Raw genomic sequence first — 5,604 nt, 5'->3', positions numbered from 1 at the left:
ACCACCGCGACCCGCCGGTGGGCGCACGCGCCCAGCCCCAGCGGCAGCAGCACGCCGACGAGACGCGACACGGCGGCGGCGCGGGCGAACGATGGACGACGCGGCATTCGGGTGACCCCTTGCGATTGCGACCCGCAAGACTCCTGCACGCATACTGGTTAACCGTTGGTCACCGGTGGCTCCAGCCGCCTAGCTCCCGCGGCGTCCCAGCGCCGTCGCCGCCTCGTCCACCAGTTCCGCCAGGATCGCCGCGACCGGCTCCTCGCGGCGCACCATGCCGACGGACTGCCCGGCCATCACGCTGCCATGCTCGATATCGCCGTCGATCACCGCGCGGCGCAGCGCGCCGGCCCAGTAATGCTCGATCGCCAGCTGCGCCTCGGCCATCGCCACCCGGCCCTCGTCGAGATGGCCCGCGACCTCGCGCTGCTTGGCGGTGAACAGCTCGCCGCCCGCGTTCCGGAGCGCCCGCACGGGGATTACCGGCAGGCGCGGATCGAGCTGGACGGAGGGGACCGCATCGCGCGCCGACGCGCGGATGAACGCCTGCTTGAACGCCGGGTGCGCCACCGATTCAGTGGCGCAGACGAAGCGCGTGCCGAGCTGCACGCCCGCCGCGCCCATGTCCAGATAGCCCGCGATGGCCTCGCCCCGCCCGATGCCGCCGGCGACGAACACCGGCACCGCCCCGGCGATCTCGGGCAGCATCTCCTGTGCGAGCACGCTGGTGGAGACGGGGCCGATATGGCCCCCCGCCTCCGACCCCTCGATCACCAGCGCGTCGACGCCCGACCGGATCAGTTTCCTCGCCAGCGCGAGCGTCGGCGCGAAGCACACGACCTTGGCGCCGCCTGCCTTGATCGCCTCCAGCGCGCCCTTGGGCGGCAGGCCGCCCGCCAGGACGACATGGCCGACGCGGTGCGCGGCGCACACGCCGATCAGCGCGTCGAGAGCGGGATGCATGGTGATGAGGTTGACGCCGAACGGTCGGGCGGTGGACGCCCTGGTCCCCGCGATCTCCGCATCGAGCAGCGCCGGCGTCATCGCGCCGCACGCCAGCACGCCGAAGCCGCCCGCCTCGCTGATCGCCGCCACGAGGGTACGTTCCGACACCCACGACATCGCGCCGCCCATGATCGCGGTATCGGACCCGAGGAACGCCGCGCCCCGCGCCATCGCCCGCGCAAGCCGCTCGCGCCCGGTCGCATCGGGAACGGGGACCGGAGGAGCGGAGTGGAAGGTGCCGGAGCGGGCGGGGGCGAGTGCGTCTGTCATCCGTACGGCCTAACGCCTGGCGTCGTGTCGCGGCAAGCCGTCAGCCAGGTGTTCGTGACACACAGGCGGGACGAGAACGACGGCAGGGTCTCGATTGCGATTGGTCGGGGCGACAGGATTCGAACCTGCGACCCCCACACCCCCAGTGTGATGCGCTACCAGGCTGCGCTACGCCCCGACCGGCGGGAACGGCATGGCTGCTCCCGTGTCGCGCGCCTTAGGCGCGGCCCGTCGGGGATGCAAGCATTCTGGGGCTTGCGGGGCGCACGGCCGTTGCGCGCGGTCGCGTCCGGTGGTAGCCGAAATCAACTATACGGGCCGGATGCGCGACGGCGCCCCCGGCCCGACGCATGTCCGCTCCGTCAGACCCCCAAAGGCCCATGTTCATCACATCAGCTCATGCGCAGGCGACCGGCGCCGCTCCCGGTGGCGGCGGCATCGCCGGCCTGATCCAGTTCTTCGCGCCGTTCGCGCTGGTGCTCGTCGCCTTCTACGTCATCATGTGGCTGCCCCAGCAGAAGCGCCAGAAGGCGTTCCGCGCGATGATCGAGGGCGTGAAGAAGGGCGATCAGGTCGTCACCGCCGGCGGTGTCGCGGGCCGCGTGACGAAGGTGGAGGACCGGTTCGTCGAGGTGGAGATCGCCGTCAACACGCGCGTCCGCGTCGTGAAATCGACGCTGGCCGAGGTGACCGGCGTCGGCAAAGCGGCCAACGACTGACATGCTGGATTTTCCGCGCTGGAAGGTCCTGTCGATCTGGCTGGTGATCGTCGCGCTGGTCGCCCTGGCCATTCCCAGCCTGTTGCCCGAGCGGATGACGGACGCCTGGGGCCGCATACCCCATCCGCGCATCAACCTGGGCCTCGACCTCGCGGGCGGCAGCTACCTGCTGCTGGAGGCCGACACTAACGATCTCGTCGCGACGCGGCTGGAGCAATTGCGCGATCAGGCCGCCACCGCGCTGCGCACCGCACCGCGCATCGAGGTCGGCGAGATGTCCACGCAAGGCGGTCGCCTGTCGTTCCTGCTGCGCGACTCCAGCCAGGTGGACGCCGCGCGCGAGCGGCTGCTGCCGCTGCTCGGCACCGGCGCGGGCCTGACCGGCCAGCGCGAGTACGACCTCCAGGTGGTCGACTCGTCGCGCTTTGTGATCGTGCCGACCAAGGCCGGCGTCGACGCGGCGATCGAGAACGCGATGAACAGCGCGACGGAGGTGGTCCGTCGCCGCATCGACGAGCTTGGCACCCGCGAGCCGACGATCATCCGCCAGGGCGCGAGCCGCATCGTCGTGCAGGTGCCGGGCTTGAAGGACCCGACCGCGCTGAAGGAACTGCTGGGCAAGACCGCCAAGCTGGAGTTCAAGCTGGTCGACGAGACCGCCGATCCGGCGGCGGTGGCGCGGAACCAGCCGCCGATCGGCGACGTGATCTTGCCTTACGTCGAGCAGAACGGTGCGGCCGCCGCCACCCACATTGCACTAAAGCGCGAGACGCTGATTTCTGGTGATCAGCTCGTCAACGCCAGTCAGGGTTTCAAATCTGACACAAATGCCCCAATCGTCAACTTCACGTTCGATAGTCAGGGCGGACGCAAGTTCGCAGCATTCACCCAAGCCAATCGCGGCAAGCGGTTCGCGGTAATTTTGGACAATCAGGTTATCACGGCACCTTTCGTGAATGATCCGATCCTTGGAGGTCAAGGTTATATCGAGGGTAGCTTCACTGTCGCGTCGGCCAATCAGCTCGCGATTGAGCTGCGGTCCGGCAAGCTGCCGGTCGCGCTGAAGGTGGTGGAGGAGCGCACGGTCGGGCCGGACCTCGGCAAGGACTCGATCCACGCCGGCATCGTCGCGTCGGTGATCGCGGCGGTCGCGGTGATCGTGTTCATGCTCGTCACCTACGGCCGGTTCGGCTTCTATGCGGACCTCGCCGTGACCATCAACATCTTCGTGATCCTGGGCGTGCTCGCGTTGATCCACGGCACGCTGACGCTGCCCGGCATCGCCGGCTTCGTGCTGACGATCGGGACCGCGGTCGACGCCAACGTCCTCATCAACGAGCGCATCCGCGAGGAGCGGCGGCGCGGGCGCAGCATCGTGCAGGCGGTGGACCTCGGCTACAAGGAGGCGAGCCGCACGATCTTCGAGGCCAACATGACCCATGCCATCTCTGGCGTCATCATGTTCCTGCTGGGATCGGGGCCGGTGAAGGGTTTCGCGGTCGTGCTGCTGATCGGCATCGTCACCAGCGTGTTCACCGCCGTGATGTTCACCCGCATGCTCGTCGCCGGCTGGCTGCGGCGCGAGCGGCCCACCAGCATCGCCATCTGAGGCCACACCAACCCATGCGCCTGCTGAAGATCGTCCCCGACAACACCAACATCGGCTTCGTCCGGTTGCGCCGGTGGGCGTTCGCGCTGACGCTGCTGTTGTCGCTCGCCGCCGTCGCGCTGGTCGCGATCCGCGGCCTGAACCTCGGCGTCGACTTCCGCGGCGGGCTGATGATCGAGGAGCGGTTCGCCGCCGCGCCGCCCGTCGAGCGGGTGCGCGGCCTCGTCGACGGGCTCGGCGTCGGCCAGGCCTCGCTCCAGCAATATGCGGACGGCAACACGGTCGCGATCCGCCTGCCGCCGCCCGACAGCGCGGACGCGGGCGCGACCAACGCGGTGGTCAGCAAGGTACAGCGCGCGCTCGCCAGGGCGTTCCCCGGCGCCACGCTGGCCCGGCAGGACTCGGTCAGCGGCAAGGTCTCGGGCGAGCTGCTGTGGAAAGGCGGGCTCGCCGTGTTCCTGGCGGTGTTCGGGATCGCGCTGTGGGGCGTGTTCCGGTTCGAGTGGCAGTTCGGCGTGTCGACCTTCGTCGCGATCACCCACGACCTGCTGATGACGCTCGGCTTCTTCGCGCTGACCGGGCTGGAAGTGGACCTCAACATCGTCGCGGCGGTGCTGACGATCATCGGCTATTCGATCAACGACAAGATCGTGATCGACGACCGTATCCGCGAGAACATGCGCCGCTATCGCCGGATGGACATGCGCGAGATCATCGACCTGTCGGTGAACGAGACGCTGCCGCGCACCGTGATGACCTCGCTGACCGTGCTGATCGCGCTCCTCGCGCTGCTGCTGTTCGGCGGGCATGTGCTGCGCGGCTTCACCGCGGCGATGATCCTGGGCGTGATCGTCGGTACCTATTCGTCGATCTATGTCTCGTCGTCGCTGCTCATCACGCTGGGGCTGCGCGCGGAGCCCAGGGCGGTGCGCGCGACGGCCGCGACCGGGGCCGAGCGGGTCGGGCCGCGCTCTTGACCCACCCCACCTCGACCTCGGCGGGCTGAACCGGTGCCCGACATCCGCATGGAGCGCGATGCGCGGGTCGGCGGCCCGCTGGTCCACGGTTTCTCTGCGGACGGCTTCCGGGTCGGCGAGGCGGTGCATCGCGCGGTGCTGATGACCGTCGACTGGTCGCAGGGCTGGTCGCCGCCGCCCCTCGCCGCGCTCGACGTCGCCGCGCTCGAGCCGCTGCTCGATCCGCTGCCGGAGTTCGTGCTGCTGGGAACGGGCGCCGCTCTCTCCCGGCCGCCGCGGGCGCTGGTCGCCGCCCTGGAGGCGCGCGGCACCGGCATCGAGCCGATGGACAGCCGCGCGGCGGCGCGGGCATGGGCGGTGCTGCGCGGCGAGGGTCGACAGGTCGCCGCGGCCTTCTATCCGCTGGGATGAGCGCCGGGCCGACACCGATGCTGACCTCGCACGCGATGCGTGCCGCCCTGATCCTCGCCGGGGCGGGGGCGCTGAGCCGCTTCCTGTTCCGGTATTTCGAGACGCGGTGGCAGATCGTCGTCTTCTGGGGTGTCGTCCTTGCCTATCACGGCGTCCGCCGGCTTGTCGGCCTGCGCTTCTCGGCCGCCTCGGCGATCCTCGACGCGGGCTGCGTCGCGCTGGCGATCATCGCGATGAAGGTCGCGATCGAGGGGCGGCTCTAGCGACGAGACCGGCCAGGTGGTCGCGCAGGGCGACCGCGTTAGCGGTCCAGGTGAAGCGGGCCGCCATCGCGCGGACGTCCGCCGGATCGGGTGGATGGGCCAGCAGCGCGGCGATGGCTTCGGCGAAGGCCGCGGACGTCCGTCCGGCGACGCGCCCCGCCGCCGGGCCTGTCACGAGCTCTCGCGCGCCGCCCGCGTCCGTCACCACCACCGGCGTCCCGCAGGCGAGCGCCTCGACCCAGGCGTTCGCCAGTCCTTCCGACGACGAGGCGAGCGCCATCGCGTCGGCGGCGGCGAGCAGGCGCGGCAGCTCGCCATGCGGCACCGCCCCCACCAGCCGCACGCGGCCG

At 70.3% G+C, this 5,604-nt stretch carries 7 protein-coding genes and 1 tRNA gene; 5 read left to right on the top strand and 3 right to left on the bottom strand.

All coding sequences use genetic code 11. From position 1 onward, the window contains the following. Positions 1–189: 189 nt before the first annotated feature. The gene (locus HUV01_RS11255) at positions 190–1,176 is read right to left on the bottom strand and encodes an NAD(P)H-dependent flavin oxidoreductase (RefSeq protein WP_217430991.1); all 987 of its coding nucleotides are present in this window, start codon (positions 1,174–1,176) and stop codon (positions 190–192) included. A 200-nt stretch (positions 1,177–1,376) separates the two neighbouring features. Then, positions 1,377–1,453 (bottom strand) — tRNA-Pro (locus HUV01_RS11250). A gap of 202 nt (positions 1,454–1,655) precedes the next feature. Between HUV01_RS11250 and yajC the strand changes: the two genes are divergently transcribed. The 5 genes from yajC to HUV01_RS11225 are packed head-to-tail and all read left to right on the top strand — an operon-like array spanning position 1,656 to position 5,254. Next, complete coding sequence (yajC, locus tag HUV01_RS11245; protein WP_174298340.1) at positions 1,656–1,994, top strand: preprotein translocase subunit YajC; 339 nt, start codon at positions 1,656–1,658, stop codon at positions 1,992–1,994. Between the two features lies 1 nt (position 1,995). Continuing rightward, positions 1,996–3,603, top strand: a complete 1,608-nt coding sequence (secD, locus tag HUV01_RS11240; RefSeq protein ID WP_174298339.1) for a protein translocase subunit SecD — start codon at positions 1,996–1,998, stop codon at positions 3,601–3,603. A gap of 14 nt (positions 3,604–3,617) precedes the next feature. Then, positions 3,618–4,580, top strand: coding sequence for a protein translocase subunit SecF (secF, locus tag HUV01_RS11235; RefSeq protein WP_174298338.1), 963 nt, complete (start codon positions 3,618–3,620; stop codon positions 4,578–4,580). 48 nt (positions 4,581–4,628) lie between these two features. After that, complete coding sequence (locus tag HUV01_RS11230) at positions 4,629–4,991, top strand: Mth938-like domain-containing protein (RefSeq protein WP_174298342.1); 363 nt, start codon at positions 4,629–4,631, stop codon at positions 4,989–4,991. A gap of 35 nt (positions 4,992–5,026) precedes the next feature. Continuing rightward, positions 5,027–5,254, top strand: coding sequence for a hypothetical protein (locus HUV01_RS11225; protein WP_174298337.1), 228 nt, complete (start codon positions 5,027–5,029; stop codon positions 5,252–5,254). Here HUV01_RS11225 and HUV01_RS11220 read toward each other — a convergent pair. Continuing rightward, a partial coding sequence (locus tag HUV01_RS11220) for a glycosyltransferase (RefSeq protein ID WP_174298336.1) occupies positions 5,217–5,604 on the bottom strand: 388 nt, incomplete at its 5' end. The genes HUV01_RS11225 and HUV01_RS11220 overlap by 38 nt on opposite strands.

Source organism: Sphingomonas bacterium (genome assembly GCF_903643035.1).
Lineage (GTDB): Bacteria > Pseudomonadota > Alphaproteobacteria > Sphingomonadales > Sphingomonadaceae > Sphingomonas.
This window is presented reverse-complemented; position numbering and strand designations above follow the sequence as displayed.

What these genes read in the sequence shown, in the direction of transcription:
- HUV01_RS11255 (WP_217430991.1), bottom strand. Translation starts at nt 1,176, where the DNA reads ATGGCGCGGGGCGCGGCGTTCCTCGGGTCCGATACCGCGATCATGGGC.
- yajC (WP_174298340.1), top strand. Translation starts at nt 1,656, where the DNA reads ATGTTCATCACATCAGCTCATGCGCAGGCGACCGGCGCCGCTCCCGGT.
- secD (WP_174298339.1), top strand. Translation starts at nt 1,996, where the DNA reads ATGCTGGATTTTCCGCGCTGGAAGGTCCTGTCGATCTGGCTGGTGATC.
- secF (WP_174298338.1), top strand. Translation starts at nt 3,618, where the DNA reads ATGCGCCTGCTGAAGATCGTCCCCGACAACACCAACATCGGCTTCGTC.
- HUV01_RS11230 (WP_174298342.1), top strand. Translation starts at nt 4,629, where the DNA reads ATGGAGCGCGATGCGCGGGTCGGCGGCCCGCTGGTCCACGGTTTCTCT.
- HUV01_RS11225 (WP_174298337.1), top strand. Translation starts at nt 5,027, where the DNA reads ATGCGTGCCGCCCTGATCCTCGCCGGGGCGGGGGCGCTGAGCCGCTTC.